Genomic DNA, 25,808 nt, shown 5'->3' on the forward strand with positions numbered 1-25,808 from the left:
TGAAAAACGAAGAAGGCGGGCCGCTTTCACGATCCGCCTTCGCCAGTTTCAGTCACTGCATGCTGTTAACGGGCCAGTACGCCGTCGACTTCATCACGCTGGCGGCCACCAAGGGCTGCGCCAACAGCGGCGACAAAACCACCGATCAGCAACGACAGGGCGCCGAACAGGGCGATAGACGCGCTGGTCTTGCGTGCTGTCTCAGCCGCTTGCGTTGCCGCAACCTTGGCATCGTCGACGCTTTTCAAAACGCCATCGACACGGGCCTTGGCATCCGCTTCCGACAGGCCCGTCCTGGAGGCGACGAGCTGGTCGAGATAGGTGCGGTCACCAGCTGACATTTCGCCATTCGTAGCGCTGGTAAGAAGGATGCGCGAGACCTGGCCTGCCGTATCATCGGCAGCGGTACCGGCAGGAGCGGTCGAGGGTGTGGTTGGCCGCAGCAGGCTATCGACAAAGTAGGATGTTGCGTTGCTACCCGCATCCGAAGACGCTGCCGCAGCACCCGCCGCTGTTGCACCGGCTGTCACGGTTGCAGTTGCCTGGACACCGGCACCAACTGTGGCTGATACGGCCGAACCGAGTGCACCGGCGACGATCAACGTTGCAAGCGCCCAGGCGAGAACGCCGTGTGCGGTATCGCGGAAGAACACTTCGTCACGGTTGACCCCAGTCCATTTCGTCCTCAGGCGGCCAGCGATATAGCCGCCGAAACCGGCAGACGCCCATTGCACAATGATCAGCCAGATCGCCGTGGTAATGGCAAAGGTCGTCAGAGACGCGCCTTGCGAGGAAAAAGGGGAGGCCATGCTCAGGCCGATACCGGAGCCGAGCAGGGACAGAACAACCGTGATTGCCGCCGCAGCCACGGCACCAGCGATGATTGCACCCCAGCTGACGGCGGAATCCGATGATTCGATGGTGGTACCGGCTGGTACCGTTGAAACCGGGATTGTCATCGCGCCACCTATCGGAAGAAGAGGGCGAGAAGGATGATAATGGGGATCGGAACCCCCAGCAGCCAGAGCAGAATTCCGCGTCCCATGATGTAACTCCCTTGCAATGAACGGGCCGCATTTTCAAGCAGTTATGCGGCGTGTCCGGTAAACGCAGGTAAGGGATTTTGGTTCCGTGACGAATGAACGTCGCGCAAGGTCGCGTTATTTGGGCAAAAATGCCGGTCGGCCCGGATGCTGCTCTGCAGTCCGGTATGCCGCTGCCTTTGCCCTGCCGAACGGCCGCAATGTTAAATCTTCGTTTACCACTGCGGCAAAAGTCGTCGCGTATAAACACAATCCGCCGCAAAGTTGCAGCAAAGACACGGCTCTGTTGCGAAATGATGCAAGTTCGCGCGCCCTTCCGGGTGCCATCGCATGGGGACCGACATGATGACCTTCCGTTGCCTGCTTTTGGCGGTGCTCACCTTCGCCCTCGGACCGGCTATGGCTTGGGCCGGCAGTGCCGCGATCATTCTTGATGCGCGCACAGGCAAGGTGCTGTCGGCGGAAAATCCCGACACACTCAATCATCCGGCCTCGCTGACCAAGATGATGTCGCTCTACCTCACTTTCGAGGCTCTTCATCGCGGCACTATCCACTGGGACAGCACGATCAAGGTGTCGAAGAGCGCGGCGGCCAAGCCGCCGATGCGGCTGGGGCTCAAGGCCGGAATGAAGCTGACCGTGCGCGAGGCGGTTCTCGGCATGATCGTGCGCTCGGGCAATGACGCCGCCGCCGCCATGGCGGAGAAGCTCGGGGGCACGGAAGCCAATTTCGCCAAGGCAATGACACGGAAAGCGCGCCAGCTGGGCATGAGCCGAACCGTCTTCATCAACGCCTCCGGCTTGCCCGCCGGTGCCCAGGTAACCACGGCACGCGACATGTCGACACTGGCGATCGCGCTAATGCGCGACTTTCCCCGGGAGTACAAACTGTTTGCCACCCAGAGCTTCGTCTTTCGCGGCCGCAAGGTTCGCGGCCACAACAACCTGATGTATCGCTATGACGGCATGGACGGGATCAAGACCGGCTATACCAACGCCTCGGGCTTCAACCTCGTTAGCGCTGTCAGAGACGGTAATCGGCGGGTGGTCGGCGTCGTGCTTGGCGGCCGCACCGCGCGAAGCCGCGACGACAAGATGGCTGCCCTTCTGGACCGCCATCTGCGCAAGGCCTCAAACGGGGGCAACAGCGCGCTGGTGGCTGCAGCCAAGACCCGTGGCACTGTCGAGGTGGCAGCGCTTGGCGCGTCCGATGTCCCATTGCCCTTTGCTGCGCCCAAACGACAGCGCGGCGATGCGGTTGCTGCCTTGATCGCGTCGTCGCAGGCGACAATCCCGGCCGAGCGTCCGGCTGTCATGGACGAGCTTGAGAATACCGCAGACATCCTACCCGCGGGCGCCTGGCAGATCCAGATTTCGGCGGCACCGACGCAGGAGGCAGCACGAGCGCTGCTGGCGCAGGCACGGTCGGTTGCGGGCCATACGCTGAAATCAGCTTCTCCCTATACGGAAGCTGTCGGGAACGGTGCCGGCACCATCTACCGCGCCCGGTTCGTTGGGTTCGACAGCCGCGACGAGGCCGATGCCGCCTGCGACTGGCTGAAGCGGCACTCCTACGACTGCATGCTGCTGCCGGCGCGCGGCTGAGGAAAGGGGCATCTCAAGTCAGGCACCCGGCGCTTATCGCTGCCGGGTCTCAAAAAACAGGTTGTTTCCAAAACCAATCAGGCCTGCGTGCCGCCGACGGTTGTGTCGTTCATGCGCAGATGCGGCTGGCCGACGCCGACGGGCACCCATTGGCCGCCCTTGCCGCAATTGCCCATGCCGGTATCGAGCTTCATGTCGTTGCCGATCATGGTGATCCGCTGCATCGCATCCGGTCCGTTGCCGATCAGCATCGCGCCCTTGACCGGTGCACCGATCTTGCCGTTGTCGATCAGGTAAGCCTCGGTGCAGCCGAAGACGAATTTACCCGAAGTGATATCCACCTGGCCGCCGCCGAACGAGACGGCATAGATGCCCTTCTTGACCGAGGCGATGATCTCTTCCGGGCTCTTGTCGCCGCCGAGCATATAGGTGTTGGTCATGCGCGGCATCGGCACATGCGCGTAGGATTCGCGCCGCCCGTTGCCGGTCGCCTTCATGCCCATCAGCCGGGCATTCTGACGGTCTTGCATGTAGCCGACCAGCTTGCCGTCGTCGATCAGCACGTTATAGGCGGATGGTGTTCCCTCGTCATCGATGGTGAGCGAACCGCGGCGGCTTTCGATCGTGCCGTCATCGACAACGGTCACGCCCTTAGCCGCAACCTGTTGACCGAGCAGCCCGGCAAAGGCCGACGTCTTCTTGCGGTTGAAGTCGCCTTCCAGCCCGTGCCCGACCGCCTCATGCAGCATGACGCCCGGCCAGCCGGAGGACAGCACCACGTCCATGGTGCCGGCCGGTGCGTCGATGGCTCCGAGATTGACCAATGCCTGGCGCAGGGCCTCGTCAGCACCGCGCTGCCAGTTGTCGACAGCGACGAAATCGCCAAAGCCGCGACGGCCGCCGACACCGTAGGACCCGGCTTCCTGCCGGTCGCCTTCGCCAACCACAACGGAGATGTTGAGACGCGTCATCGGCCGGATATCGTGCATGCGCTCGCCATCGGCGCGCAGGATATCGATCACCTGCCAGCTGGCGGCGATCGAGGCAGTCACTTGGCGGACTTTCGGATCCTTGGCGCGCAGATAGGCGTCGATCTCCTGCAACAGCGAAACCTTGGCCTCGAAGCTCGGTTCGCCGATCGGGTTCTCGTCGCCATAGAGTTTCTTGTTGGTGCGCTGCGGAGCGGCGGCATACGTGCCGGAATAGCCGCGTGTGACGGCGCCGACCGCATCGGCCGCCCGCTTAAGCGCGGAAAGCGACAGATCGCCCGCATGCGCATAGCCGACCGCTTCACCGGCAACCGCCCGCAGGCCAAACCCCTGGTCGGTGTTGAAGCTGCCACCCTTCAGGCGGCCATTGTCGAAGGACAGCGATTCCGACTGGCTGTGTTCGATAAACAGCTCACCGTCATCGGCGCCTGCCAATGTCTGCGCCAGAACCTCGCGAATGGCAGCCTCGTCGCTGTCGAACAGTTTGATGAGATCGGTGTTCATGGGCGAAGCTCCGGAATGTGTCTGTTTATTCTCATGTAGAGACGCGTCACTATGGCCGCAAGTTTTGAGTTTGCGGTCTGGTGTTATTATTGACAGGCCGGTTCTGGAGATTATGTTACATGTAACGAATAGGAGCTGACGCAGATGGCAAAGGCTTTGAACGAGCGTGTTCAGCAGCGAAGGGACGCCATGCGGGCGGCCGGTCTTCGTCCATTGCAGATTTGGGTGCCGGATTCCCGAAAGGCAGGTTTTGCAGCCGAGTGCCGGCGCCAATCCCTGATCATTGCGCGGGCCGAGGCCACAGATGACGACCTGGCGGGCTTCATGGATGCCGCTTTTGCCGATATCAGTGAGGTCGATGAATGAAGCGGGGTGATCTCGTCACCATCGCTTTGCCAGGGGATTTCGGTAAGCCGCGTCCCGCGCTGATCATTCAATCCGATCTCTTCGACCAGGCACCGACAGCGACCGTACTGCTCGTTTCGGGAACACTTCAGGACGCGCCACTTTTACGCATAACCGTCCAGCCGGATGACGAAAACGGCTTGCGCAAGCCATCACAGATCATGGTGGACAAGGTCATGACGATGCGCAGGGACAAAATCGGAGCGCCGTTCGGTCAACTCAACGCGGAAACGATGGTTTCGGTAAACCGCCTACTGGCGGTATTCCTCGGATTTGCCTGAATGCCTTACGGGAGTGCGTCGTAGCCTTCGCCAAAGCCCTTCAGGTCGACCGGAATGCCAATACCTTCTTCCGGAGACTGGAAGACGATGAAGGTCGCTTGCGCGCCGGACCGGAAGGTTTTCAACAGTTCGTCTTCCAGAACCACTTCGGCATAGCAGCCGTCGGAGAAGCAGCGGACGAAGTAGGCGCGGCCGATATCCTTGCCATCGACGTTGAGGCCAAGGCCGTTCGGCAGAAGCACGCCGAGCGGGGCCAGAACGCGGAGAATCTTCGCTTTACGGTCCGCCGTTTTCAGGACAACGACCGAGAGGCCGACTTCAGGCCGGTCTTCGGCAATAACGTTCTGCATCAGAGCGCACTGCTCTGCAGTTGCGCCCGCCGGCTGGTCGCAGACGATCGACCATGCGCCATGGTTGGATTTCACGGTACCGGGTGTACCTGGCTGTTGTGCTCCGGGCTGTTGGGCTGCTGCCGTATAGGAAAAGAGTGTGGCAGCAAGTCCGAACGCCGCGATCGGCAGCCGGGAAAGGAGGGACAGGCCCATGTAAACCTCAAACTTAAGAATCAGTCTGGCTATTCTTGAAGCGCGTAGCCGCAAATGAAAAGCCCCGCGCGGTACATTCCAGCCCGGTGTGGCGGAAATGGGGCTCCTGAACAGGCTGAAAACGTCAGGCCGGCGTTAATCCATGCTGTAAGACACCGCCGGTGGAGTGCCGGGCCTGCATTATATATGGTATAGGGGCGGGGAGAGTGGCGTGAAATACCGGATACCGGCAGCGCCGCTTTTCGCGCTGCCGGTATCCGTAAGGCCCGCAGGGCCTTAACAGTTTGTGTGAAAAGCGTCGTTTGCGCAAAATGCCGCATGGGCTTGAATGGACAGATGTTGCGGCGTTCATCAAACTGTGGTTTGAAGCGCTTCAGTATGGCTAAGGATTCTGCGTTACGGTTTGATCCTGATCAAGCGCCCAGGGAGACACTATAGTGAAAAACAAGGCTTTTGCAGTTTTGGCATCGACTGCCTGTCTGCTCTTTGCTTCGAATGCTTTGGCTGACAAGCCGGTCGCATGGCAGACCAACTTTCAGACCGCAGCAACCGGAATCATGGAAGAAATTACATGGTTCGAGCATTACACGCTCTGGTTCATCATTCCGATCACGCTTTTTGTCCTGGCGCTGCTGATGTGGATCGTGTTCCGGTACCGCGAAAGCAAGAACCCGGTCCCGTCCAAGACCAGCCACAACACGGCAATTGAAATCGTCTGGACGCTTGGCCCGGTCGTCGTCCTTTTGTTTCTGGCGATCCCGTCCTTCCAGCTTCTGACCGCGCAGCTGACGCCGCCGGAAAATCCGGACATCACGCTGAAGGCGACAGGCAACCAGTGGTACTGGTCCTACGAATATGAAGTCGGCGAAACGCCGCTCTCCTTCGACAGCCTGATGATGAAGGAAGAAGACCGCGCCTCGCTCGGCAAGGAAGACAAGCACGAATATCCGCGGCTTCTCGCCGTCGATAACGAAGTCGTCGTTCCCGTCGGCAAGACTGTCCGCGTTCTGGTGACTGCAGCCGACGTTATTCACGCCTTCGCCATGCCGGCCTTTGGCGTGAAGATCGACGCGGTTCCTGGCCGTCTCAACGAAACTTGGTTCAAGGCTGAGCGCGAAGGTCTCTACTACGGCCAGTGTTCCGAGCTCTGCGGCAAGGACCATGCCTATATGCCGATCGCCATCCGCGTCGTCAGCGAAGACAAGTACAACACTTGGCTTGCTGCTGCCGCCACCAATGTTGGCAATGCGAACAAGGCACTCATGGCTTCCATCGACGGCGCGGCTAAGACCGTAGACGTCGCTGAAAACGCCGCACAGTAATTCGCCCTACAGAATTCGAAGGGGAGCTCGACCCAATGGCCGGAAAAACCGCGCAAAACGACCACCTTCATGACCATGCCCACGATCACGGGCACGACCATGATCACGCCCACAAGCCGCTGACTTTCTTTCAGCGCTGGTTTCTCTCGACCAACCACAAGGACATCGGCACGCTGTACCTGATCTTCGCGATTTTCGCGGGCATCATCGGCGGCACGCTGTCGGTCTTCATGCGCGCCGAGCTGCAGGAACCGGGTATCCAGATCTTCCACGGTCTGGCCTCCATGGTTTACGGCTTCGAGGGCGACGCTGCCATCGATGGCGGCAAGCAGATGTTCAACGTCTTCACCACTGCCCATGCCTTGATCATGATCTTCTTCATGGTCATGCCGGCTTTGATCGGCGGCTTTGCCAACTGGATGGTTCCGATCATGATCGGTGCGCCGGACATGGCGTTCCCGCGCATGAACAACATTTCCTTCTGGCTGATCATCCCGGCCTTCCTGCTCGTACTTCTGTCGATGTTCGTCGAAGGCCCGGCCGGTGGTTATGGTTCCGGGGGTGGCTGGACGATCTATCCGCCTCTGTCGACGGCCGGAACACCAGGGCCTTCCATGGATCTCGTGATCCTTGGCCTGCACATTGCCGGTGCCTCGTCGATCCTCGGTGCGATCAACTTCATCACCACGATCCTCAATATGCGCGCTCCGGGCATGACGCTGCACAAGATGCCGCTGTTTGCGTGGTCGGTGCTGATCACTGCGTTCCTGTTGCTTCTCTCGCTGCCGGTTCTGGCAGGCGGCATCACCATGCTGCTCACCGACCGCAACTTCGGCACGTCCTTCTTTGCACCTGAAGGCGGCGGCGACCCGATCCTGTTCCAGCACCTGTTCTGGTTCTTCGGTCACCCGGAAGTGTACATCCTGATCCTGCCCGGCTTCGGCATCGTCAGCCACATCGTCTCGACCTTCTCGCGCAAACCGATCTTCGGTTACCTCGGCATGGCCTATGCCATGGTCGCCATCGGCGCCGTCGGCTTCATCGTCTGGGCGCACCACATGTACACCGTTGGCATGTCACTCGACACGCAGCGCTACTTCGTCTTCGCGACGATGGTCATCGCGGTTCCGACCGGTGTGAAGATCTTCTCCTGGATTGCGACGATGTGGGGCGGTTCGATCCGCTTCACCACGCCGATGGTCTGGGCGATCGGCTTCATCTTCCTGTTCACCGTTGGCGGCGTCACCGGTGTTCAGCTCGCCAATGCCGGCCTCGACCGCTCGCTGCACGACACCTACTACGTGGTTGCCCACTTCCACTACGTTCTGTCGCTCGGCGCCGTGTTCGCGATCTTCGCCGGCTGGTACTACTGGTTCCCGAAGATGACCGGCTACATGTATTCGGAATTCATCGGTAAGCTGCACTTCTGGGTCATGTTCATCGGTGTGAACCTGGTGTTCTTCCCGCAGCATTTCCTTGGCCTTGCTGGCATGCCGCGCCGTTACATCGACTATCCGGATGCCTATGCAGGCTGGAATGCCGTGTCGTCCTACGGTTCGTACATCTCGGCCTTCGCCGTGCTGATCTTCCTGTTCGGCGTCTTCGAAGCCTTCTCCAAGAAGCGCGTTGCCGGTAACAACCCATGGGGCGAGGGTGCAAACACGCTCGAATGGCAGCTGACTTCGCCGCCGCCGTTCCACCAGTGGGAACAGCTGCCGCGCATCAAGTAAGCGCCGCACGCAATCCGAAGCCGCCGGAAACGGCGGCTTCGTTCAACGCAGGGCCGAAGCCGCTCGAATAGCGGCTTCTCTCAAAGCCGGGAACGCCCGGCAACACGGCGCCATGGATGCGCCGGACAAATCCAAGGACTGGACATGCAGGTTATCGACAATCACGAAGCGATCGGCACGGAAGGCGGCGTTCGTCTCTCTGAAGCCTCTGCGCGCGATTACTTCGAGCTGCTGAAGCCGCGCGTCATGTCGCTGGTGGTGTTTACGGGCCTCGCCGGCATGGTGATGGCACCCGGGCACATCAATCCATTCATCGGTTTCATTGCGATACTCTGTATCGCCGTGGGTGCTGGAGCTTCCGGTGCCCTCAACATGTGGTACGACGCGGATATCGACGCGATCATGACGCGCACGGCCAAGCGCCCGATCCCGGCTGGCAAGATCATGCCGAACGAGGCGCTGTCTTTCGGCCTGACGCTGTCGGCGTTCTCCGTCTGCATTCTCGGCATCGTCGTCAACTGGCTGTCGGCCGGTCTGCTTGCGTTTACGATTTTCTTCTACGTGGTGATCTACACGATGTGGCTGAAGCGCTCGACGCCGCAGAACATCGTCATCGGCGGGGCTGCCGGTGCCTTCCCGCCAATGATCGGCTGGGCCTGTGTCACCAATGGCATCGCCATAGAGAGCATCGTGCTGTTCCTCATCACGTTCCTCTGGACGCCGGCCCATTTCTGGGCGCTGGCTCTGTTCAAGATGCGCGATTACGGCGCCGTCGGCGTGCCGATGCTGCCGAATGTTTCGGGCGAAGCGACCACCAAGACGCAGATCGTCATCTACGCCGTCTTGACGGCAATCATCGGCGTCGTGCCGACCATCCTCGGCTTTTCGAGCATCGGTTACGGCGTTTTCGCTGCCGCGCTTGGTCTGGGTTTCATCTGGTACTCGATCGGCGTGCACCGCATGCCCGAGGGTGACGAGAAGATGGTACCGGCCAAGAAGCTGTTTGCATTTTCGATCGTCTATCTCTTCGCGATCTTCTCCGCGCTGATGGTCGATCACCTGATTACCACGCTGTGGCTTACTGCAGGAAAGGTTGCTTGATGGAACTCGTGACACTCACGGACGCCCAGAAGAAGTCGCGCCGCGGCCGCAATATCGCGCTCGGCATCGTGCTCTTCGGCCTCGTTGCCATTTTCTATGTCGTCACGCTGATCAAGTTCAGCAACGGCATGGTTCAGTAAGGAACGATCATGGCACCGATCAAAGCTCCAGAGCAGAAGAAGGAACGGGCAAACGGCGTCATCGTCGGTTCCTGCATCGCCTTCGTCGTCGGTATGACAGGCATGGCCTATGCGGCCGTTCCGCTCTACGACATGTTCTGCAGGGTGACCGGCTATAACGGCACGACCAAGCGCGTCGAGCAGGCCTCTGAGGTCATCCTCGACAAGAAGATCAAGGTAACGTTCGATGCCAATATCGCATCCGACCTGCCTTGGAGCTTCAAGCCGGTGCAGCGCGAGATCGAACTGAAGATCGGCGAAACCGTGCAGATTGAGTTCGAAGCAACCAACATGGCGAAAAAGGCGACGACCGGTCAGGCGGTCTTCAACGTGACGCCGATGGCGGCCGGGGCCTATTTCAACAAGGTCGAGTGCTTCTGCTTTACAGAAACGACGCTGCAGCCGGGCGAAGACTTGAAGATGCCGGTGGTGTTCTTCGTCGACCCGGAAATCGTCAAGGCGGTTGAGACCAAGGGGATCAACACGCTGACGCTGTCCTACACGTTCTACGCACGCGAGCCGTCAAAGCCGGTTGCGGCGCTGACGGTAAAGCCTGGCGAAACTGACAACAAACTTTGACAGATCACAGTTTTCGGCTATGCCGGAAATGACGACATGAGAAAGACTTTTCGGGGATAGTCCACATGGCCGATGCGCATCAGAAAAATCACGACTACCACATCATCGATCCGAGCCCCTGGCCACTGATCGCCTCGATCGGCGCCTTCGTCATGGCCTTCGGCGGTGTCGGCTATATGCGATACCTGTCGGGCGGCACGCTGCACCTGTTCGGTCTCGACTGGGCGCACCCGTGGTTCTTCTTCATCGGTCTCGCCGTCGTTCTCTACACGATGTACGGCTGGTGGTCGGACACCATCAAGGAAGCGCATGAGGGCCACCACACCCGCGTCGTGTCGCTGCACTTGCGCTACGGTATGATCATGTTCATCGCTTCGGAAGTGATGTTCTTCGTTGCCTGGTTCTGGGCCTATTTTGATGCCAGCCTGTACCCGGGCGAAGCCATCCAGGCAACGCGCACGGTCTTCACCGGCGGTGTATGGCCGCCGAAGGGCATCGAGGTTCTCGATCCTTGGCACCTGCCGCTCTACAACACCGTCATCCTGCTGCTGTCCGGCACGACGGTCACCTGGGCGCACCACGCACTGCTGCACGGCGACCGCAAGGGCCTGATCAGCGGTCTGACACTGACCGTGCTGCTCGGCGCCCTGTTCTCCTACGTTCAAGTCTACGAATACATCCACGCACCGTTCGCCTTCAAGGATTCGATCTACGGCGCGACCTTCTTCATGGCGACCGGTTTCCATGGTTTCCACGTTCTGGTCGGCACGATCTTCCTGGCGATCTGCCTGATCCGCGCGCTGAAGGGCGACTTTACCCCGAAGCAGCATTTCGGCTTCGAAGCTGCCGCCTGGTACTGGCACTTCGTCGACGTGGTCTGGCTGTTCCTGTTCTTCTCGATCTATATCTGGGGCGGCTGGGGTGCTCCGATCGCTCATATGTGATCGATTTCTGAAATGAAGAATTTTAAAGGCGGGTGCATGAGCGCCCGCCTTTTTCTTTGCTCGTGTGACAGCGCGTTGATAGGCCTATACGTCGCGGGGGCCGATATATCGTTGCTGGTGCGAATGGTTTATGAAGCAGCAGCGCAAGAAGGAACGAAGACGGTATGAACGAAGACAGCGCACATTTCCCGCCGGTCGAGCCGGTCAAGGCCGGGATCAGGGGGCTTTGCCCGCGATGCGGCGAGGGCAAGCTGTTTGACGGCTTCCTGACGATGAAGCCTGCCTGTGCCAGCTGCGGCCTGGATTATTCATTTGCCGATGCCGGCGATGGTCCGGTGGTCTTTGTCATCCTGATCGTCGGTTTCATCGTTGTCGGGGCCGCACTCTGGATGGAGGTCAATATCAATCCGCCGCTCTGGGTGCATTTCCTTTTGTGGATACCGCTCGCCATCGTCTTCAGCCTGGTCCTCATGCGCATGCTCAAGGGCATCCTGATCACGCTGCAATTCCGCAACAATGCACATCAAGGCGAGATCGATCGTGGCTGATACCGTATCGGAGAAGAAAAGCGGCGGGCTCGCCAGCCGCATCATTGGCATCATTGTGGTTCTGGTGGCGCTGGCGATCCTCCTGGCGCTTGGCACATGGCAGATGGAGCGGCTTGCCTGGAAGGAGGGGCTTCTCGCCTCGATTGCCGAGCGCCGCGCAGCACCGCCTGCCGACCTCTCGGCAATCGAGGCTTTGGCCAAGGCCGGCGAGGACGTCGATTATCGCACCGTGCGCATCACCGGCACCTATCTCAACAACAAGGAACGGCATTTCTTTGCCACCTTCGGTGGCCGCACCGGCTATTACGTCTACACGCCGCTGCAACTGGCCAACAGCCAGATCGTGCTCGTCAATCGCGGCTTCGTTACCTTCGAGGCCAAAGAGCCTGAAATGCGCAAGCAGGGCCAGCTGACTGGCGAGCAGACCGTCACTGGGCTTTCCCGGGCCAAGCTGTTGGAGAAACCGTCCTGGGCGGTGCCAGACAATGATATCGCCAAGAACATTTTTTACTGGAAAGACCTCGATGTCATGGCGTCGAGCGTCGGCCTCGACCCGGCCAAGGTCGTGCCGTTCTTCATCGATGCAGACGCAACGCCGCATGAGGGTGGCATGCCGATCGGCGGCGTCACCCAGTTCGACCTGCCCAACAGCCATCTGCAATATGCGCTGACCTGGTATGGGCTTGCCGGAGCACTGGTTGTCATCAGCGGCATTTTCATCTTCCGGCGGAAGACATAAGGTCGGCGCAGTATCGCCGCCGGGGAGAATCGAATGGCCATTCTTGCAACTATCCTGATCGCCCTGACGGCTCTCCTGCATGCCGGTTTTCTGGTGCTTGAAATGTTCCTCTGGACCGGGCCGCAGGGCCGAAAAGTCTTTCGGATGACGCCGGAACAAGCGGAAGCGACCAGGGTTCTGGCGGCCAATCAGGGTCTTTATAACGGCTTTCTTGCAGCCGGCCTTGTCTGGTCGCTGATCGCTTCACCGCCGGAATTTGCCGTGCAGTTGAAGCTGTTCTTCCTTGTGTGCGTAATCGTTGCCGCTATATATGGCGCATGGTCGGTCAAGCCGCGCATCCTGCTTGTGCAGGGCGGCCCGGCAATTCTTGCCCTCGTGTTCACCTTACTGGCATTCTGATCAATGGCGACGTCCCTTCCAGCAAAGACACCGATTACCCTGCGCCTTTGCGGCCCGCGCGGTTTTTGCGCCGGCGTTGACCGGGCAATCCAGATCGTCGTTCTGGCGCTGAAGGAATACGGCGCGCCGGTCTATGTCCGCCACGAGATCGTTCACAATCGCTACGTCGTCGAAGGACTTGAGGCCAAGGGCGCGATCTTCGTCGAGGAGCTCGATGAAATCCCGCCGGAGCACCGCAAGCAGCCGGTGGTGTTCTCCGCCCATGGTGTGCCGAAATCTGTGCCCGCCGATGCGACGGAGCGCAATCTCTTTTACCTCGACGCCACATGCCCGCTGGTCTCCAAAGTCCACAAGCAGGCCATGCGCCACCAGAAGCTCGGCCGCCATGTGGTGCTGATCGGCCATGCCGGACACCCGGAGGTGATCGGCACGATGGGCCAGCTTCCCGAAGGCGCGGTGTCGCTGGTGGAAACGGTTGAGGACGCCGAAATCTATATGCCGCCGGATACGGAAAACCTGGGTTTCGTCACCCAGACGACGCTGTCCGTTGATGATACTGCCGGCGTCATCAAGCGGCTGCACGAACGCTTTCCCAATCTTACGGCACCTGCTGCCGATTCGATCTGCTATGCCACGACCAACCGCCAGGAAGCCGTAAAGCAGGCGGCCCCCGGCTGCGACCATTTCATCATCGTTGGTGCGCCGAATTCGTCGAACTCCAAGCGCCTGGTCGAAGTGGCGCTGCGGGCCGGTGCGAAAAAATCGGTGCTTGTCCAGCGCGCGTCGGAAATCGACTGGGATGACTTTGCCGATATCTCTACAGTCGGCCTGTCGGCAGGCGCGTCGGCACCGGAAGTCATCGTCAACGAGATCATCGAGGCTTTTCGCGAACGCTACGAAGCTGCTGTGGAGCTTGCCGATACGGTCGAGGAAACCGAAAACTTCCTCGTCAATCGCGAGCTTCGCCACGTGCCGCTAACGGCGCAGGATATGGCGTTTGTGAATGGGGAGTAACGGTTTCACTGTTCTCGTTCTGCCGAGGGTACTCCCTCTGTCCCTCCGGGACATCTCCCCCTCAAGGGGGGAGATTGACCGCAAGCTTTTGCCCGCCTTACCGGAAAGCCTGTAAGGAAAAAGAATGATCTCCCCCCTTGAGGGGGAGATGTCACGATAGTGACAGAGGGGGGTAGGCCTCCTCGACCTCAGACCATCCGCCTCCGCTCAAAACACGAGATCCGACCTTGGCAGTTTACACCGACATCACCGAAGACGATCTCAATGGCTTCCTGAAGCAGTACGACGTTGGCACCCTGACATCGTACAAGGGCATCGCCGAAGGTGTCGAAAACACCAATTTCCTGCTGCACACCACCAAGGGCGCCTACATCCTGACGCTTTACGAAAAGCGGGTGGACCAGAACGACCTGCCGTTTTTCCTCGGGCTGATGCACCATCTTGCCGGCAAGGGGCTGTCCTGCCCGCTGCCCTTGCCGCGCGCCGATGGCGAACTGCTCGGCCATCTGTCCGGCCGTCCGGCTGCCGTGATTTCATTTCTGGAGGGCATGTGGCTGCGCAAGCCCGATGCCAGCCATTGCCGCGAAGTCGGCAAGGCGCTCGCCGCCATGCATGTGGCAGGCGAGGATTTCGAGATCCGCCGCCCCAACGCACTGTCGGTCGGTGGCTGGCGGCCGCTCTGGAACAATTCGCGCGACCGCGCCGACGAGGTGCAGCCGGGGCTGCAGACCGAGATTGCCGCCGAGCTGGATTTCCTCGAAGCCAACTGGCCGAAGGATCTGCCGGAAGGTGTCATCCATGCCGATCTCTTTCCAGACAACGTCTTCTTCCTCGGAGACGGCCTGTCCGGGCTGATCGACTTCTATTTCGCCTGCAACGACCTGCTCGCCTATGACGTCTCCGTCTGCCTGAACGCCTGGTGCTTCGAAAAGGACGGCGCCTATAACATCACCAAGGGCATGGCGCTGCTGGCAGGCTATCAGAGCGTGCGGCCGCTGACCGCAGCCGAGATCGAGGCCTTGCCGCTGCTTGCCCGCGGCTCGGCCCTGCGCTTCTTCCTGACCCGGCTCTACGACTGGCTGATGACGCCGGCTGGCGCATTGGTGGTCAAGAAAGATCCGCTCGAATATCTGAAGAAGCTGCAATTTCACTGTTCCATCGCAACTGCTGCCGAATACGGCCTGACCCACGAGACAATACCCGCATGAAACATGTCGATATCTTCACCGACGGCGCCTGCTCCGGAAATCCGGGTCCGGGCGGCTGGGGCGCTGTGCTGCGCTATGGCGAAACCGAAAAGGACCTGTGCGGCGGTGAAGCGGAAACCACCAATAACCGCATGGAACTGCTGGCCGCGATTTCTGCGCTTACGAGCTTGAAAACCCCATGCGAGGTCGATCTCTATACCGACAGCAAATACGTCATGGACGGCATCTCGAAATGGATTCATGGCTGGAAGAAGAATGGCTGGAAGACCGCCGACAAGAAGCCGGTGAAGAATGGCGAACTCTGGCAGGCGCTCGACGTCGCCAACCAGAGCCACAAGGTCACCTGGCATTGGGTCAAGGGCCATGCCGGCCACCCGGAAAACGAACGCGCCGACGAACTGGCCCGCAAGGGCATGGAGCCGTTCAAGAAGAAGCGGTGATGTTTACCGTCCGTCGGTGAACTGAACCAGATCCCAAAGGTTGCCATAGAGGTCCTCGAACACGGCGACGATGCCGTAGGGGGCCTCTTTTGGTTCGCGGGTAAAGCGAATGCCGCTCGCGACCATCTTCGCATGATCGCGCCAGAAATCATCGGTCTGCAGAAACAGGAAGACCCGGCCGCCGGCCTGGTTGCCGACAAATGTTTCCTGATGCTCGGAAGACGCGCGTGCCAGAAGCAGCGACGTGCCGCCGTCGCCGGGCGGCCTGACGACGACCCAGCGCTTGTCCTGTTCCGGCTGGTAGCTATCCTCGACCAGCACGAAGCCGAGCGTGTTGACATAGAAATCGATCGCGTCGTCATAGTCGGCAACGACGAGGGCGATCAGGGCGATGCTCTGGTTCATGATACCTCTGGACGGCGTCGGCGTTCGCACATTATTTTACGGTACAGACACCATTGGCGCCGCCCTTTCCGGTATAGCTGACATCGGCAGTGCCATCGGGATTGATGGTGAGCGAGATGGTGACGCCGCCGCCCTTGGCTTCGTAGTAGTTCTCGTTGAAGACCTTGAGCTTGCCTTCCTTGCCATTGATGTAGATCGGCCCGCCCTGATCGGCGTGAACCTCGATGTTGCCGGGGCAGGTGGCATTGACCAGCGGAATTTTGGCCGCCGCCTGTCCGGCGACCGTGATGGCAGCGGCAGCGACAACAATACCCAGAAACGTCTTCATCGTGATCTCCCGAATGCTGGATCGGATGCAGAAAGTAAGCCGCAAGCTGCGGCACTCCCAGCCTGACAGGATGTCCGCTCAAGTCAAGAACGTGGATGGGACTGCGTCGAAACACTTAGCTCTTGCGCTAACTGTCCGGTGGTGATACTTAGCCTTATGGATCAGTATTCAGTGCAGCTCAACGGAATTTTCCAGGCGCTTGCAGACCCCACCCGTCGCGCCGTCCTGGCGCGGCTGGGCAGCGGGCCTGCCAGTATCAGCGACCTTGCGGAGCCATTCGACATGGCCCTGCCGTCGTTCATGAAGCACATTCATTTTCTCGAAGGCAGCGGCCTGATCCAGACCCGCAAACAAGGGCGGGTCCGGACCTGCGTCCTCGAGAAGCAGCAGTTCGCCGCTGTCGACGCATGGCTGTCAGCGCAGCGCTCGCTCTGGGAAGGCCGCACCGACAGGCTGGAAAAATTCGTTACCAAGGCACAGGCAGCCAAGGCGCAGGCAAAAGGAGATTGAAAATGACCGCATCACCCAATCCCGAACTCGACCTGACGATTTCCCGTATCATCAAGGCGCCGCGATCGCTGGTCTGGAGCGCCTGGACAGATCCGTCGCGCTTTGAGCAATGGTGGATCCCGGAGCCGGCCAGATGCAAGGTCGTCGCGATGGAGCTGCGCCCCGGTGGCGCCTTCACCACGCAGATCAGCGAAAACGGCGGCGCGTTCCAGCCGCATCTCTCCGCCTGCTTCCTTGCCGTCGAGGATGGCGAAAAGATCGTCTTCACCAATGCCCTGACCGGCGGCTGGCGGCCAGCCGAACAGCCTTTCATGACAGCCATCCTTACGCTAAGGGATCATCCGCAGGGCACCGACTATCACGCCCATGTCATGCACAAGAGCAACGCCGACCGGAACATCCACGAGGAGGCGGGTTTCTACGACGGCTGGGGCACGGTCATCGGTCAGCTTGCAAGGCTGGTGGAACAGCGCGTGCAATAGGCTTGAACGCAACAGCCCGCATGCCTTCCGGTCACGCGGGCTGTTTCATCGCTGTATGAGGCTATCTCGCTGCAGCCGTGGCGGTAGCGACAGGTTCCTGAAAGCGGCCACTGAGCGAAAAGGCGAGGATCGCCGACAGTAGGAGCAGGCCGCCGACGATGAACATTGGCAGTTCGTAGACGCCGGTCGAATCCTTGACGAGACCGGTGATGTAGGGAGCCGCAAAGCCCGCAATATTGCCGATCGTGTTGATCAGGGCGATGCCAGCGGCGGCCGCTGGGCCGGTCAGGAAGCGCGAGGGGATCGCCCAGAAGTTCGGCAGTGCTGCAAAGATCGAGCAAGCCGTGACGGTGATGACCAGAATGGTCGCCTCTGGTGAGCCCATATAAAGCGCGATCGGGATGCTGACCGCGCCGGTCAGCGCCGGGATGCCGATATGCCACGCCTTGACGCCGCGCTTGGAGGCATCGCGGCTCCAGAAGAACAGCGCTACTGCTGCCGGAAGATACGGAATGGCGGTGATCAGGCCCTTGTCGAACACGTCAAACTTGGTGCCGAATTTCGCCTCGAAACCAGCGATGATTGTCGGAAGGAAGAAGGCGAGCGCGTAGAGACCGTAGATCAAGCCGAAATAGATGACAGACAGCAACCAGACGCGGCCGTCGGTGAAGGCGAGGCGTGTCATACGGCCATGGGCAGCGGTCTTTGCCCGGTCCTCGCTGGCCAGTTCCCTGTTCAACCAGTTCTTTTCATCCTGTGTCAGCCATTTGGCGTCATCCGGCCGGTCGACGAGATAGAACCAGGCGACGATGCCGACGACGATGGCGGGGATCGCCACGCCGAAGAACATGATCCGCCAGCCCTCAAGCCCGAAAGCGCCATGCGCTTGGATGAGCATGGCCGCGAGCGGTGCACCGATCACGGTTGTCAGGGGTTGGGCCAGGTAGAACAGCGCCAGGATCTTGTTGCGATGGCGGGCAGGCACCCACATGCTGAGAAAGAGGATTGCTCCGGGGAAGAAGCCTGCTTCGGCAACGCCGAGCAGAAAACGCAGGACATAGAGTTCCGTCGCACTGCTGACCCATGTGAAGAGAAGCGCCACGATGCCCCAGGTGACCATGATGCGGGCAAGCCAGCGCCGGGCGCCGTATTTGTGAAGCGCAAGATTGCTGGGGATTTCGAGAACGATATAGCCGAAGAAGAAGACGCCGGCGGCAAAGCCGAACTGGGCGGCCGTAAGCGCAAGGTCTGCCGTCATGCCATTCGGGCCGGCAAAGGAAATCGCCGTCCGATCGAGGAAGTTGATGAAGAACATCAAGGCGATGAACGGCACCAGCCGTATCGACACCTTGGCGATGGCCGAACGTTCGACTTGTGACATTTCCTGGGTTTTGGAATGCATAAGGGCTCCTCTCTTGGTTGCAATGTTTCTCCAGCAGAACCGTCTCTCAGCGCTGATGACAGAGTCGAAAGCCCATGTCCCTTTCCATGACCCGTCCTCGATACGCATGCGCCTTCAAATTGCCGCAAGTCCTAAAGGAATGTATAGGTTACCGGCAATCGATTTAATCTCGCGGTCGCGTGAGAAAAAGTCACAGCTTGCCGGGGGTCTGATTGTGAACAAGACGCTGCCATCGTTGAACGCCCTCAAAGCCTTCGAGGCCACAGCCCGGCATCGGTCGATGACGCTCGCCGCCGATGAGCTCTTCGTCACCCACGGCGCCGTCAGCCGGCATATCAAGTCGCTGGAAGAAACGCTGGGCGTCCTGCTGGTCAATAGGAAGGCGCGGTCGACGGAACCCACCCCGGAGGGTACACGTCTCGCTGAAGGGTTGGCGAGCGCCTTTTCGCTGATCCAGGCGAGCGTCGAACGTGTGCGGCCGGGGCCGCTGACGCTATCCTGCTCGTCGTCAATCATGATGGGCTGGATCATTCCGCGCATCGGCCAGTTCCACGAACGCCATCCGCAGATCGAATTGCAGTTCAATATGAACTACGACCGGATCGATTTCATGCGCGACAAGATCGGGTTGGCGATCCGCTCCAGCATCATCGAGCCACCCGCTGATGCAGTGATCCGGGAGCTGGGTGGCGAGGCCATCGGGCCGGTTTGTTCACCGGAATATCTGGCGCAGGTGCAGCTTTCACAGCCGAAGGATCTGGAGGCTGCACTGCTTCTTTCTACTCGCACCCGGCCGCAGGCCTGGCACGACTGGCAGGTTGTCGCCGGACAAACGGATCTGCTGCTTGAGCCGCGATCGAGCTTCGATCATTTCTATCTGCTGATCCATGCTGCTGCCTGCGGGCTGGGTGTTGCGACCGTGCCGCAAATGCTGGTACTTGATCAGCTTGCCTCGGGGAGGCTCGTTGCTCCCTTCGGCTTCCGTCCCGGGCCACGCCGGTTGGTGCTGTGGATTGCGCCGCATCTGGCCGGGAGGCCGGACGCCTTGGCTTTGGAACGCTGGCTAATGCAACAGATGCGCGCCCGGCCGGACAATTAAACGGCTGGGCAGCGCCTGTTCGTCTCAGATCTGCTCAAGCATCGCCGCAGCAGCTGAAACAGTCGCCTGGCCCGGGCTTTCCTCGACATTGAGCGTCTTCACCACGCCGTCTTCCACCAGCATCGAATAGCGCTTCGAACGCAGTCCGAGCGTGCCGGCGGACAGGTCGATATCCATGCCGAGCGCCTTGGTGAAGGCGGCGTTCCAGTCGGACAGGAAGTGGATCTTGCCCATGCCGCCGGATGCGGTCGCCCAGGCGCCCATCACGTGCAGATCGTTAACCGCAACGACGGCGATATCGTCGATGCCGCGGGCAAGGATCGCGTCGCGGTTTTCGAGGTAACCCGGCAGGTGGTTGAGCGAGCAGGTCGGCGTGAAGGCGCCGGGAACGGCGAAGAGCACGACCTTCTTGCCGGCAAACAGTTGCTCGGTGGTGATTTCGACCGGGCCATCGGCGGTCTTTTCCTTGAATGTGGCGGCAGGCAGCTTGTCTCCGACGGAAATGGTCACGGTCTCACTCCTAAAAGTCTGTTCGGGAAGATGGAGCGCGATGGCTCCGTGGCGTCGGATGGGAATATAGATTCGGTTCAGTCAAAGGCAAGCGGGGTTTCGATGCTCTGTTCGCCAGCGCGGGCGACCAGTACCACCGAGCCGCTTTTCAGTGCGCCGCCCTTTGCCGGAACGCGCACGGGGATTTCAGCCGTGACCTTGCCGTTGTCCGCCCTGACATTTTCCGGCTTGCCGAAACTGTAGCCGGGAGGGCCGGACAGGAACAGTTCCGGAGGCATTGCCGCAATCGGTGTTATCAGCGACAGATGCAGGCGTTTTCCGGCTGTATCGAAGGAGGCGGCCGTCACCTTGAACGTGTCGGACGGCTGCATTGGCAGCGCCGCAACGGCATCGTCGATCCGCGCCCGGTCGAGCGGGTTTTCGGCAAGCCCGTCCGGCAGCGAAAGGTGGAGATCGGCCTGCACCGGAATGCAGATATCCTTGCACACGCCGAGAAAAACCGAGATCTTCAGGTCGAGATCTCCGGTTTTTTCACGCTTCAGGGACAGCGGAAATGCCACCGAATGGTCGTAGCCGGTATAGCTTGCAATGCCGTCGTGAAAGGCTTTGGGTGCCGGAAAGCGCAATCCGGAAAAGGAGACGCCGTCCTGCGGGTCAAGTGTGATCTGCGGCGGAATCCCGCTGGCGCCGGGATCGATCCAATAGGTCTTCCAGCCGGGCTTCAGCCGGATGTCGAGAATGGCCGGGATCGTGCCGTCCGGCTCGGGCCTGTCAGCGACGATCCGCACCGCGCCGCCCTCCGACTGTACCCATTGGCTCTGCGCGGCATGAGCGGCAGGGGCAATAAAAAAATACGCTGAAAGGGTTGCCAGCGCAGCCAAATGAGGCACATTCTCTAACAGGCGATGATGTTTCATGAAGCTGAGGCTTATCGGTTTTGGGGCAGGCTTGAAAGATGCCGGCTTTCCTCTCGCGATCATTTTATCTTGATGGCACGACCTCAAAGGACCGATGGAAATCGTCCAGACAAAAGACCAGGGTGGAAACGCTTTTCATTTGAACCTGAGTTGATAGGCTAAGACCATGATGGCAACGTTTCAGAAAAAACGCGAACGCGGCGTGTTGGATGGTCAGTTCCTGATCGCCATGCCCGGCATGTTCGACAGCAATTTTGCCCGCACGGTCATTTTCGTCTGCGCCCATTCGGCCGATGGCGCCATGGGTTTCGTGCTCAACCGGCCGCAGCAACTGACATTCCCGGACGTGCTTCTGCATTTGCGCATCATCGATCAGGACCAGGCAATCAGGTTGCCCGGCGTTACCCGCGATTTCCAGATCCAGACCGGCGGCCCGGTTGAAACCGGGCGCGGCTTTGTTCTGCATTCCGACGATTACCTCAGCCAGTCCAGCATTCCCGTCAACGATGACATCTGCCTGACGGCAACGCTCGATATCGTGCGGGCCATCTCGCGCGGCGAGGGGCCTGAAAAGGCGATGATGATGCTCGGCTATGCCGGCTGGGGTGCCGGACAGCTCGAAAACGAGATTGCCAACAACGGCTGGCTGAATTGCCCGGCCAGCGAAGAACTGATCTTCGATCGCGACCTCGGCGACAAATACGACCGGGCGCTGGCACTGATGGGTGTTGCCCCGGCGATGCTGTCGGTCGATGCGGGTCACGCATAAGCAAATCTATTTTTGACTTTGTTGTCTTATGCCGGAACAATTTCAGCCGCTCTCCGTTTTCCAGTCGCAAGGACAGGACGATCCGTTCCTGCCCTCAACCTCTCAAGGAGACTGATCATGGGTAGCACTTCCGACAAGATTTCCGGCGCCGCCAATCAGGCAGCAGGCAAGGTCAAGCAGGCCGCCGGCAAGGCAACCGGCAGCGAAAAGCTGCAGGCCGAAGGCAAGGGCCAGGAAGTCAAGGGCAAGGTCCAGACCGCCACTGGCAAGGCCAAGGATGCCGTCAAGGGCACTGTTGATCGCCTCTAATCCGGCTTGCCGCCGGACTTCTTGAAGAGAGGTTCCGGCGGCTCCGAAGTGCGCGGATCGACTGTCCTGACGGGTTCAACTGGATGGACGATTTCAGCGCCGATGCCCGCTGCGCCTTGTGCCGGCGGGCATTTCTCTGTGAATGAAACCATGTCATGGCCGGCATCCGCTGCGCCAGCATCCCCTACATCGAGACAGAGCGGGCGGGCCATGAGACTTTATGAGTGCGGCAATTGCGGTAATCCCGTTCACTTCGACAATCGCGTCTGCATCAATTGCGGATCGCAGCTCGGTTTTCTCCCCGAGGCGATGGCAATACAGGGTTTGACGCCTGCAGGTGATAATCTCTGGCAGGCGTCGTCGCGTCAGGTGGCGGATGTCCGCTTCTGCGCCAACGCGGCGTTTGACATCTGCAACTGGCTGATTTCGACCAACGACGACCACATCTATTGCCAGGCCTGCCGCTATAACCGCATTGTGCCGGTGACCGACAATCCGGAAGGTTTGGCGCGCTGGCAGAAGATCGGCCAGGCCCAGCGTCACCTGTTCTATTCCCTGCTGCGCTGGAACCTGCCGCGCCCCGGCCGCGATGCCGATCCGCAGGGCGGCCTCGTCTTCGATTTCCTTGCCGATGAGGTCGATGCCAACGGCAATATCGTCCCGGCTATGACCGGCCACGAGGATGGCCTGATCAGCCTTCGGGCGGCCGAGGCCAATGACGCAACCCGCGAAAGCGTGCGGGTGTCGATGAATGAGCCCTATCGGACGCTGCTCGGTCATTTCCGCCATGAGGTCGGCCATTTCTACTGGGCGCAACTGTTGCGCGACGACCAGACGCTTCATGAAGCCCGGGCGCTGTTCGGCGACGAGCGCGAGGATTATGCCGAGGCTCTGAAACGCAACTATGAACAGGGGCCACCAGCCGACTGGCAGGAGAGGTTCATCAGCACCTACGCCAGCGCCCATCCGGCCGAGGATTTCGCCGAATGCTGGGCGCATTTCTTCCACATCGTCGATACGCTGGAAACCGCCCGCGCGTTCGGCCTGACGACCGAGCCGCGCCGCCACGAGGAAATGGCCGCCGAAGTCGATTTCGATCCCTACCGGGCGGTGGACGCGCAAACGCTCCTCGATGCCTGGGTGCCCCTCAGCGTCGCGCTGAACAGCATTCAGCGCAGCATGGGCCAGCCCGACAGCTACCCCTTCGTGCTTTCGCCGCCGGTGGTGCAAAAACTCGATTTCATCAATCGGCTGATCAGGCGGGCGGGGGCGGTGTACGGGCAGTAGTGCGTGGTCACGGCTTCGTTGAGCAGCGGCCGAAAGATGCCGATTTTACTTCGCGGATGCGGCCAGCCGCACGTAAGGTATTGCTGTCGGCTGCTTTGCGCCCGTAGCGGACAATAATTCGGTCTGACTAAGGACTGCTTTGGGAGCGGAATGGACCAATGGAACGCGGCAGCTGTGGAGTTAAAGTGCACCACCGATTGATACCAGCGCCAGTTTCGCAATCAATCGCAGGCGCAGTTTCTCAGCTTACTCTTTGGGCAAGCGGCCGTCAGCGTGGGCGTTTGGTGTAGGGATACTATGCGAGCAGGTCTTCCAGGTTAGCCTTAAGGCTGTTCGCGCGTTCGGGATAAGCGGCAAAGGACTCGACCGTGACCCCGGAAAAAGCGTTCGCCGGAACCTTGTTCTTCAATTGGTTGAAGATGAATTTGCCTTTGGCGCCCTTGAGGGGACGGGCTTGGAAAGCGACCCATACATCGTCGTTGGGGGGGCTGCCGCCGGCCTTGTACAGCTCCTCATTGTGCGCCCCGCGCTGAGAGGCAAACTGCTCCTTAATCGGCACTTGATTCTGATTCATGATTTCAGACAGCCAGGCCTCGCACGTGTGTATCGGCTGCCCGGTCAGGGCCGCGAGGAACGCCGGATCACAGAATTCTGCTTCGAGGTCGGACTGGTCGGTCAGCCAGAGCCGGATGCCGTCGCTGGCGTAGGAGTCCTTCAGGCTGACGACCTCGTCGTCGGTCAGTGAATCCCGGTCCCGGTGCACCAGCACCTTGAACTTGTTGCCTAAGGACGCCCTCAGTTCCTGAGCCTCCTCTTTGGTCAGAAGATGCTTGTAGCCCCTGCCCGGAAGCACGGTCACTGCTCGCTCAATTTCCGGCCACTGATGGATAAGCTTCTTCAGCAGGTCGTTCTTAGCGTCCTCGCTGACCACAATCACCTTTTTTCCGAAAGCTCCCCATCCTAGTGCCAGTTCGACCACCTCCCGGTCATCAGTCTTTTTCTGACCATCCGCTAGCCATACAACGTTAGTGTCCGCCGGGGCACCGCGCACTATGAAAGGAGAGTGTGTGGTCATTACTATCTTGATACCCTGAGCACGAGCGATTTGTAGCAGGCTCTGCGCTAACTTTTCTTGGACGCTTGGGTGCAAATGAATGTCTGGCTCGTCAACCAATAGAATTTTCGGTTTGAACAGTAGAATATAGCAGAATATCTGTATCAACTGCAGATATCCGGTGCCGAGTAGCTCGAGTGGCATCACCAAGCCATTTATTTCGGTTTCGGCGTGAATGTCGAAGTCGGTGGCTTCATCGAATCTCACCTTCAGCTTGATTTGGCCCAGAAGCGGTTCCAGCCAGCCTTCGATTTGAGCCTGATCCTCTGACGAGAGGAGGTCCAAGGCGTTACGAAGGTAAACGTTGGAATCGCCGAACGAGCAGGCCTTGAGCACTACTCGCTTGGAGTTCTTCTGCTCTACATTGGGAATGCCAGATATTCCAGGGATAAAGCAGCTGAAGAAAGTCTCAACTCCGCGAAATTGCGTTCTAACTGGTTCGGGGAGCTCCCCCTGCACCGAAATCCCTGCGTTTCGCGCCGACCGCATTTCAAGCTCTGCAGTCTCTTCTGCCCCGTCGTCAGCCCGGAACTTAAAAAAGACCTTGGAGGAAGGACTGTTAGAACGGTTACCCCAGTCCGCGCCATGACCAAGCCGCGAGTATTCGTCCGTCGGAAGGTAGTCGAGGTCGCTCACACGGACCATCACAGTCGAGCCCGCGCGAATTCGGTCAGCCTGACGCATCAAGCAGGACGCTAGGTGCAGCGCTTGTAGTATTGACGATTTTCCGCTGCCGTTCGATCCAACAAGTATGTTAAGGTCGGCGAGGGGCAATTCGATGGTGTCGATCCGCTTAAACTTTTCTACAGTTATTGACTCAAGACGCATCTATCGTCCCCCAAGCTTCCGACTCGCTCTACAATTGCATAGCTGCCCGCGGAGGTAAATCTCGCGTCGGAACGATAAGCCAAGGCCAAAGGCCTGTTTTTTTGTATTCTCTATCTTCGGGCTGACTATGGGCGACCGTACAGGAGTTGAGAAACTCTCAACAACTGCTGCCGCATCGGTTAAGACGCACTTTCGCTGTCCCACCTAGGACGGGTTGGCCAGAGAAACGAAACTCGGTTCATACGTCTGGGTGCGAGCGAAAGAGTACGGCGC

At 59.7% G+C, this 25,808-nt stretch carries 31 protein-coding genes; 21 read left to right on the top strand and 10 right to left on the bottom strand.

Annotation, left to right across the window (positions count from 1 at the left end; translation table 11 throughout):
- Positions 1-65: 65 nt before the first annotated feature.
- The gene (locus ACQY8Q_RS17880) at positions 66-959 is read right to left on the bottom strand and encodes a hypothetical protein (protein ID WP_428427797.1); all 894 of its coding nucleotides are present in this window, start codon (positions 957-959) and stop codon (positions 66-68) included.
- Between the two features lie 426 nt (positions 960-1,385).
- On the opposite strand from ACQY8Q_RS17880, the gene ACQY8Q_RS17885 reads away from it, so the two are divergent.
- Positions 1,386-2,648: a serine hydrolase gene (locus tag ACQY8Q_RS17885; protein ID WP_428427798.1), complete on the top strand. Its 1,263-nt coding sequence runs from the start codon at positions 1,386-1,388 to the stop codon at positions 2,646-2,648.
- Between the two features lie 77 nt (positions 2,649-2,725).
- Here the strand turns inward: ACQY8Q_RS17885 and tldD are convergent, their stop codons facing one another.
- The gene (tldD, locus tag ACQY8Q_RS17890; protein WP_428427799.1) at positions 2,726-4,141 is read right to left on the bottom strand and encodes a metalloprotease TldD; all 1,416 of its coding nucleotides are present in this window, start codon (positions 4,139-4,141) and stop codon (positions 2,726-2,728) included.
- Between the two features lie 144 nt (positions 4,142-4,285).
- On the opposite strand from tldD, the gene ACQY8Q_RS17895 reads away from it, so the two are divergent.
- Positions 4,286-4,507, top strand: coding sequence for an antitoxin MazE family protein (locus ACQY8Q_RS17895; protein ID WP_428427800.1), 222 nt, complete (start codon positions 4,286-4,288; stop codon positions 4,505-4,507).
- Complete coding sequence (locus ACQY8Q_RS17900; RefSeq protein ID WP_428427801.1) at positions 4,504-4,827, top strand: type II toxin-antitoxin system PemK/MazF family toxin; 324 nt, start codon at positions 4,504-4,506, stop codon at positions 4,825-4,827. The genes ACQY8Q_RS17895 and ACQY8Q_RS17900 overlap by 4 nt, the downstream gene beginning before the upstream one ends.
- 5 nt (positions 4,828-4,832) lie before the next feature.
- Here the strand turns inward: ACQY8Q_RS17900 and ACQY8Q_RS17905 are convergent, their stop codons facing one another.
- Entirely contained in the window at positions 4,833-5,372 is a 540-nt protein-coding gene (locus tag ACQY8Q_RS17905) for an invasion associated locus B family protein (RefSeq protein WP_060636419.1), read from the bottom strand.
- A gap of 437 nt (positions 5,373-5,809) precedes the next feature.
- Here ACQY8Q_RS17905 and coxB point away from each other — a divergent pair, with 437 nt between their 5' ends.
- The 12 genes from coxB (at position 5,810) to rnhA (ending at position 15,575) form a co-directional block, all read left to right on the top strand.
- Complete coding sequence (coxB, locus tag ACQY8Q_RS17910) at positions 5,810-6,694, top strand: cytochrome c oxidase subunit II (protein WP_428427802.1); 885 nt, start codon at positions 5,810-5,812, stop codon at positions 6,692-6,694.
- A gap of 35 nt (positions 6,695-6,729) precedes the next feature.
- Positions 6,730-8,424: a cytochrome c oxidase subunit I gene (gene ctaD / locus ACQY8Q_RS17915; protein ID WP_428427803.1), complete on the top strand. Its 1,695-nt coding sequence runs from the start codon at positions 6,730-6,732 to the stop codon at positions 8,422-8,424.
- A gap of 144 nt (positions 8,425-8,568) precedes the next feature.
- A complete protein-coding gene (locus ACQY8Q_RS17920; protein ID WP_428427804.1) occupies positions 8,569-9,525 on the top strand; it encodes a heme o synthase in 957 nt (318 codons plus the stop codon).
- The gene (locus ACQY8Q_RS17925; protein WP_113243049.1) at positions 9,525-9,665 is read left to right on the top strand and encodes a hypothetical protein; all 141 of its coding nucleotides are present in this window, start codon (positions 9,525-9,527) and stop codon (positions 9,663-9,665) included. Before ACQY8Q_RS17920 ends, ACQY8Q_RS17925 begins: the two co-directional genes overlap by 1 nt.
- Before the next feature lie 9 nt (positions 9,666-9,674).
- The gene (locus ACQY8Q_RS17930; RefSeq protein WP_428427805.1) at positions 9,675-10,283 is read left to right on the top strand and encodes a cytochrome c oxidase assembly protein; all 609 of its coding nucleotides are present in this window, start codon (positions 9,675-9,677) and stop codon (positions 10,281-10,283) included.
- Between the two features lie 65 nt (positions 10,284-10,348).
- Entirely contained in the window at positions 10,349-11,227 is an 879-nt protein-coding gene (locus ACQY8Q_RS17935) for a cytochrome c oxidase subunit 3 (RefSeq protein WP_428427806.1), read from the top strand.
- Positions 11,228-11,391: 164 nt separating this feature from the next.
- Positions 11,392-11,775, top strand: coding sequence for a DUF983 domain-containing protein (locus ACQY8Q_RS17940; RefSeq protein ID WP_428427807.1), 384 nt, complete (start codon positions 11,392-11,394; stop codon positions 11,773-11,775).
- Positions 11,744-12,514 (top strand): SURF1 family protein, encoded by a 771-nt coding sequence (locus ACQY8Q_RS17945; RefSeq protein ID WP_428427808.1) that lies wholly within the window; start codon positions 11,744-11,746, stop codon positions 12,512-12,514. The genes ACQY8Q_RS17940 and ACQY8Q_RS17945 overlap by 32 nt, the downstream gene beginning before the upstream one ends.
- 33 nt (positions 12,515-12,547) lie before the next feature.
- A complete protein-coding gene (locus ACQY8Q_RS17950) occupies positions 12,548-12,913 on the top strand; it encodes a DUF1304 domain-containing protein (RefSeq protein ID WP_428427809.1) in 366 nt (121 codons plus the stop codon).
- Positions 12,914-12,916: 3 nt separating this feature from the next.
- Positions 12,917-13,927: a 4-hydroxy-3-methylbut-2-enyl diphosphate reductase gene (gene ispH, locus ACQY8Q_RS17955; protein WP_428427810.1), complete on the top strand. Its 1,011-nt coding sequence runs from the start codon at positions 12,917-12,919 to the stop codon at positions 13,925-13,927.
- A gap of 227 nt (positions 13,928-14,154) precedes the next feature.
- Entirely contained in the window at positions 14,155-15,135 is a 981-nt protein-coding gene (locus tag ACQY8Q_RS17960; RefSeq protein ID WP_428427811.1) for a homoserine kinase, read from the top strand.
- Entirely contained in the window at positions 15,132-15,575 is a 444-nt protein-coding gene (gene rnhA, locus ACQY8Q_RS17965) for a ribonuclease HI (RefSeq protein ID WP_428427812.1), read from the top strand. Before ACQY8Q_RS17960 ends, rnhA begins: the two co-directional genes overlap by 4 nt.
- A 3-nt stretch (positions 15,576-15,578) precedes the next feature.
- Here rnhA and ACQY8Q_RS17970 read toward each other — a convergent pair whose 3' ends face one another.
- Positions 15,579-15,980, bottom strand: a complete 402-nt coding sequence (locus tag ACQY8Q_RS17970) for a VOC family protein (RefSeq protein ID WP_428427813.1) — start codon at positions 15,978-15,980, stop codon at positions 15,579-15,581.
- 31 nt (positions 15,981-16,011) lie between these two features.
- Positions 16,012-16,308 (bottom strand): hypothetical protein, encoded by a 297-nt coding sequence (locus tag ACQY8Q_RS17975; RefSeq protein WP_428427814.1) that lies wholly within the window; start codon positions 16,306-16,308, stop codon positions 16,012-16,014.
- Positions 16,309-16,464: 156 nt separating this feature from the next.
- Here ACQY8Q_RS17975 and ACQY8Q_RS17980 point away from each other — a divergent pair, with 156 nt between their 5' ends.
- Both ACQY8Q_RS17980 and ACQY8Q_RS17985 read left to right on the top strand, forming a co-directional pair.
- Complete coding sequence (locus ACQY8Q_RS17980) at positions 16,465-16,818, top strand: ArsR/SmtB family transcription factor (protein WP_428427815.1); 354 nt, start codon at positions 16,465-16,467, stop codon at positions 16,816-16,818.
- A gap of 2 nt (positions 16,819-16,820) precedes the next feature.
- Positions 16,821-17,300, top strand: a complete 480-nt coding sequence (locus ACQY8Q_RS17985; RefSeq protein ID WP_428427816.1) for an SRPBCC family protein — start codon at positions 16,821-16,823, stop codon at positions 17,298-17,300.
- Positions 17,301-17,361: 61 nt separating this feature from the next.
- Here the strand turns inward: ACQY8Q_RS17985 and ACQY8Q_RS17990 are convergent, their stop codons facing one another.
- Positions 17,362-18,702 (bottom strand): MFS transporter, encoded by a 1,341-nt coding sequence (locus ACQY8Q_RS17990; RefSeq protein WP_428427817.1) that lies wholly within the window; start codon positions 18,700-18,702, stop codon positions 17,362-17,364.
- Between the two features lie 214 nt (positions 18,703-18,916).
- On the opposite strand from ACQY8Q_RS17990, the gene ACQY8Q_RS17995 reads away from it, so the two are divergent.
- Positions 18,917-19,801 (top strand): LysR substrate-binding domain-containing protein, encoded by an 885-nt coding sequence (locus ACQY8Q_RS17995; protein ID WP_428427818.1) that lies wholly within the window; start codon positions 18,917-18,919, stop codon positions 19,799-19,801.
- Positions 19,802-19,825: 24 nt separating this feature from the next.
- Here the strand turns inward: ACQY8Q_RS17995 and ACQY8Q_RS18000 are convergent, their stop codons facing one another.
- Both ACQY8Q_RS18000 and ACQY8Q_RS18005 read right to left on the bottom strand, forming a co-directional pair.
- On the bottom strand, positions 19,826-20,311 hold the full coding sequence (locus ACQY8Q_RS18000; RefSeq protein WP_428427819.1) for a peroxiredoxin: 486 nt from the start codon (positions 20,309-20,311) through the stop codon (positions 19,826-19,828).
- A 77-nt stretch (positions 20,312-20,388) separates the two neighbouring features.
- On the bottom strand, positions 20,389-21,099 hold the full coding sequence (locus tag ACQY8Q_RS18005) for a protein-disulfide reductase DsbD domain-containing protein (protein ID WP_428427820.1): 711 nt from the start codon (positions 21,097-21,099) through the stop codon (positions 20,389-20,391).
- Positions 21,100-21,394: 295 nt separating this feature from the next.
- Here ACQY8Q_RS18005 and ACQY8Q_RS18010 point away from each other — a divergent pair, with 295 nt between their 5' ends.
- Both ACQY8Q_RS18010 and ACQY8Q_RS18015 read left to right on the top strand, forming a co-directional pair.
- The gene (locus ACQY8Q_RS18010; RefSeq protein WP_428427821.1) at positions 21,395-21,997 is read left to right on the top strand and encodes a YqgE/AlgH family protein; all 603 of its coding nucleotides are present in this window, start codon (positions 21,395-21,397) and stop codon (positions 21,995-21,997) included.
- A 117-nt stretch (positions 21,998-22,114) separates the two neighbouring features.
- A complete protein-coding gene (locus ACQY8Q_RS18015) occupies positions 22,115-22,306 on the top strand; it encodes a CsbD family protein (protein WP_428427822.1) in 192 nt (63 codons plus the stop codon).
- On the opposite strand, the gene ACQY8Q_RS18020 is transcribed toward ACQY8Q_RS18015, so the two are convergent.
- Positions 22,303-22,458: a hypothetical protein gene (locus tag ACQY8Q_RS18020; protein WP_428427823.1), complete on the bottom strand. Its 156-nt coding sequence runs from the start codon at positions 22,456-22,458 to the stop codon at positions 22,303-22,305. The genes ACQY8Q_RS18015 and ACQY8Q_RS18020 overlap by 4 nt on opposite strands.
- A 58-nt stretch (positions 22,459-22,516) precedes the next feature.
- Here ACQY8Q_RS18020 and ACQY8Q_RS18025 point away from each other — a divergent pair, with 58 nt between their 5' ends.
- Entirely contained in the window at positions 22,517-23,593 is a 1,077-nt protein-coding gene (locus ACQY8Q_RS18025) for a zinc-binding metallopeptidase family protein (RefSeq protein ID WP_428427824.1), read from the top strand.
- Between the two features lie 295 nt (positions 23,594-23,888).
- Here ACQY8Q_RS18025 and ACQY8Q_RS18030 read toward each other — a convergent pair whose 3' ends face one another.
- Positions 23,889-25,535, bottom strand: a complete 1,647-nt coding sequence (locus tag ACQY8Q_RS18030) for an ATP-dependent nuclease (protein WP_428427825.1) — start codon at positions 25,533-25,535, stop codon at positions 23,889-23,891.
- Positions 25,536-25,808 lie beyond the last annotated feature (273 nt).

It is taken from the genome of Pararhizobium sp. (assembly GCF_965279435.1).
In the GTDB taxonomy this organism is placed as follows: Bacteria; Pseudomonadota; Alphaproteobacteria; order Rhizobiales; family Rhizobiaceae; genus Pararhizobium.

Bases quoted from the DNA above. Each gene is read 5' to 3' on its own strand.
- ACQY8Q_RS17880 (WP_428427797.1), bottom strand. From the start codon at position 959: ATGACAATCCCGGTTTCAACGGTACCAGCCGGTACCACCATCGAATCA.
- ACQY8Q_RS17885 (WP_428427798.1), top strand. From the start codon at position 1,386: ATGATGACCTTCCGTTGCCTGCTTTTGGCGGTGCTCACCTTCGCCCTC.
- tldD (WP_428427799.1), bottom strand. From the start codon at position 4,141: ATGAACACCGATCTCATCAAACTGTTCGACAGCGACGAGGCTGCCATT.
- ACQY8Q_RS17895 (WP_428427800.1), top strand. From the start codon at position 4,286: ATGGCAAAGGCTTTGAACGAGCGTGTTCAGCAGCGAAGGGACGCCATG.
- ACQY8Q_RS17900 (WP_428427801.1), top strand. From the start codon at position 4,504: ATGAAGCGGGGTGATCTCGTCACCATCGCTTTGCCAGGGGATTTCGGT.
- ACQY8Q_RS17905 (WP_060636419.1), bottom strand. From the start codon at position 5,372: ATGGGCCTGTCCCTCCTTTCCCGGCTGCCGATCGCGGCGTTCGGACTT.
- ctaD (WP_428427803.1), top strand. From the start codon at position 6,730: ATGGCCGGAAAAACCGCGCAAAACGACCACCTTCATGACCATGCCCAC.
- ACQY8Q_RS17920 (WP_428427804.1), top strand. From the start codon at position 8,569: ATGCAGGTTATCGACAATCACGAAGCGATCGGCACGGAAGGCGGCGTT.
- ACQY8Q_RS17925 (WP_113243049.1), top strand. From the start codon at position 9,525: ATGGAACTCGTGACACTCACGGACGCCCAGAAGAAGTCGCGCCGCGGC.
- ACQY8Q_RS17930 (WP_428427805.1), top strand. From the start codon at position 9,675: ATGGCACCGATCAAAGCTCCAGAGCAGAAGAAGGAACGGGCAAACGGC.
- ACQY8Q_RS17935 (WP_428427806.1), top strand. From the start codon at position 10,349: ATGGCCGATGCGCATCAGAAAAATCACGACTACCACATCATCGATCCG.
- ACQY8Q_RS17940 (WP_428427807.1), top strand. From the start codon at position 11,392: ATGAACGAAGACAGCGCACATTTCCCGCCGGTCGAGCCGGTCAAGGCC.
- ACQY8Q_RS17945 (WP_428427808.1), top strand. From the start codon at position 11,744: ATGCACATCAAGGCGAGATCGATCGTGGCTGATACCGTATCGGAGAAG.
- ACQY8Q_RS17950 (WP_428427809.1), top strand. From the start codon at position 12,548: ATGGCCATTCTTGCAACTATCCTGATCGCCCTGACGGCTCTCCTGCAT.
- ispH (WP_428427810.1), top strand. From the start codon at position 12,917: ATGGCGACGTCCCTTCCAGCAAAGACACCGATTACCCTGCGCCTTTGC.
- rnhA (WP_428427812.1), top strand. From the start codon at position 15,132: ATGAAACATGTCGATATCTTCACCGACGGCGCCTGCTCCGGAAATCCG.
- ACQY8Q_RS17970 (WP_428427813.1), bottom strand. From the start codon at position 15,980: ATGAACCAGAGCATCGCCCTGATCGCCCTCGTCGTTGCCGACTATGAC.
- ACQY8Q_RS17975 (WP_428427814.1), bottom strand. From the start codon at position 16,308: ATGAAGACGTTTCTGGGTATTGTTGTCGCTGCCGCTGCCATCACGGTC.
- ACQY8Q_RS17980 (WP_428427815.1), top strand. From the start codon at position 16,465: ATGGATCAGTATTCAGTGCAGCTCAACGGAATTTTCCAGGCGCTTGCA.
- ACQY8Q_RS17985 (WP_428427816.1), top strand. From the start codon at position 16,821: ATGACCGCATCACCCAATCCCGAACTCGACCTGACGATTTCCCGTATC.
- ACQY8Q_RS17990 (WP_428427817.1), bottom strand. From the start codon at position 18,702: ATGCATTCCAAAACCCAGGAAATGTCACAAGTCGAACGTTCGGCCATC.
- ACQY8Q_RS18010 (WP_428427821.1), top strand. From the start codon at position 21,395: ATGATGGCAACGTTTCAGAAAAAACGCGAACGCGGCGTGTTGGATGGT.
- ACQY8Q_RS18015 (WP_428427822.1), top strand. From the start codon at position 22,115: ATGGGTAGCACTTCCGACAAGATTTCCGGCGCCGCCAATCAGGCAGCA.
- ACQY8Q_RS18020 (WP_428427823.1), bottom strand. From the start codon at position 22,458: ATGGTTTCATTCACAGAGAAATGCCCGCCGGCACAAGGCGCAGCGGGC.
- ACQY8Q_RS18025 (WP_428427824.1), top strand. From the start codon at position 22,517: ATGAGACTTTATGAGTGCGGCAATTGCGGTAATCCCGTTCACTTCGAC.
- ACQY8Q_RS18030 (WP_428427825.1), bottom strand. From the start codon at position 25,535: ATGCGTCTTGAGTCAATAACTGTAGAAAAGTTTAAGCGGATCGACACC.